General features: G+C 54.2%; 2 protein-coding genes. One reads left to right on the plus strand and one right to left on the minus strand.

Features of this window, described 5'->3' with window-relative positions; genetic code table 11:
- Positions 1-70 precede the first annotated feature (70 nt).
- Positions 71-322, minus strand: coding sequence for a hypothetical protein (locus tag AB0H42_RS35630; protein WP_357064272.1), 252 nt, complete (start codon positions 320-322; stop codon positions 71-73).
- Between the two features lie 199 nt (positions 323-521).
- Here AB0H42_RS35630 and AB0H42_RS35635 point away from each other — a divergent pair, with 199 nt between their 5' ends.
- Positions 522-1,571: a YrzE family protein gene (locus AB0H42_RS35635; protein WP_043143370.1), complete on the plus strand. Its 1,050-nt coding sequence runs from the start codon at positions 522-524 to the stop codon at positions 1,569-1,571.
- Positions 1,572-1,774 lie beyond the last annotated feature (203 nt).

Consider the following 1,774-nt stretch of genomic DNA (forward strand, 5'->3'; position numbering starts at 1 on the left):
GGCGGCCCATGAGCTGAACAGCCTAGCCTGCCGTACGCCTGGCGGCAATGGGGATAGCTCGTAACGTTCATTAACCGTCGGCCCGGGCGTTCAGCGTCGCCGGCCGGCGAAATTCGTCGGCGGGAGCCTCATCGTCATCGCCGCACTCGCCGGCGAGCTCAGGTTCATCCTCACACCCCAGCGGCGCCTCGTTGACCGCAATCGCGCGCGGCACCGAACGTGCGCCAAAATGCACCAGCCCATATAACGTCGCCAATGCCGCGCACGCCACGATGAGGGCTGCGAGTAACCGGTTCATGTTTTGCGCTAAGACCCTGTTCACTGGTGGATAGCGTAAGAATAGTGATGCTAAGACGGTCTGTCAGCGTATCGCCGCTGAGAGTAGACGCACTCTTGATGTTATTATCATTAATTATTTTTAACTGTTTTCACCCTTTAACCGCCTGATTGATGAAGCGAGTCTATAATGGTAAGGCTTTCTGGCATTTCTTTATAATCGAAAACTTAAAAGGAGTTTTACTATGGAAGTGGCAAAAGAATGGGTAGCGGCGAAAAAAATCTCCTGGGGCAGCGTCATCGGCGGCGTGATCACCGTATTGGCTGTTTCACTGTTGCTGTCGACGTTAGGCACCAGTCTTGGATTCTCCATCGTGGATCCGACATCAGACGATCCGATAAACGGCGCCGGTACCACCGTAGTGATTTGGTCCGCTGTTTCAATCATTATTAGTTTGGCCGCCGGCGCTTTTATTGCTGGGCGTTTGGCTGCTAATGACGGACTTATTCATGGCTTCCTGGTCTGGGCTACGTCACTGATTGTGGCGGCGGTACTGGGTGGGATGCTGGTCGGGTCTGCAGTGAAGGCGACCGGCAATGCGCTGGGCGCTATCGCTTCGACCTCCGGCAGCTTGCTCTCCGGCGCCGGTTCAGCGATTGGCAAAGGGGCATCCGGATTGGCGGACGCCGGCGGTAAAGTGTTTGACAAGTTGGGCATTGACACAACCTTGGAACCTGAACAGCTGCAAGGCGATGTGGTTACGGCGCTTAAAAAAAGCGGTATCCCGTCATTGCAGCCTGAATTCATGCAACAGCAGTTGAATGCGGCCAAAACTGATTTGGCGGACGCAGTAAAAGCCCTGGCACTTCAGCCTGACAATAGCGACGCCATTATTAATCAACTGGTCGCCAAGCTTAAAAAACAGGGTGAGGCCATCTCGCAAGATGTGGATCAAGACGCCCTGAAAAAGGCCTTGGCAGAAAATACCGATATGACGCCGCAGGAAGTAGACCAGACGGTGAAGAATTTGGTCGAAGCCAAAAATAAAACTGCGCAGCTGGTTAATCAGCGTTTGGATGACGCCGAAGCAAAAATCAATCAGGCAAAACAGGAGTATGTGGAGCTGAAACAGAAGGCGCGCGAACAGGCTGCCGCTGCTGCAGACGAATTGTCGCGGGCTGCATTATGGTCATTCTTTGCGCTGTTGATTGGCGCAGTGGTCAGTGCGTTGGCCGGCTTGTGGGGCGTTAACACCAATGCCCGCCGTATCGCGGTATCACCTGCGCAGGCGTAATCTTCGGGCTCCTTTGCGCGTCTCGATGATAGAGGGATGAGAGCCTGGAATATTAACGACGATGAAGTGACAGCCAGGAAAGACTGGCCCCACCCCGGCCCAGGTGTCGGGGTTTTTTTATTGTTTCGGCGTAATTAACGACCACCTTTCGCGTGGCTCAGGGCATTAGGCACCAATTGCCACGATCCCTGAGAACAGGTGGA

The organism is Nocardia sp. NPDC050799, from assembly GCF_040654015.1.
Classification (GTDB): Bacteria; Actinomycetota; Actinomycetes; order Mycobacteriales; family Mycobacteriaceae; genus Nocardia.

Coding starts and splice junctions, on each gene's coding strand:
- AB0H42_RS35635 (WP_043143370.1), top strand. CDS start 522: ATGGAAGTGGCAAAAGAATGGGTAGCGGCGAAAAAAATCTCCTGGGGC.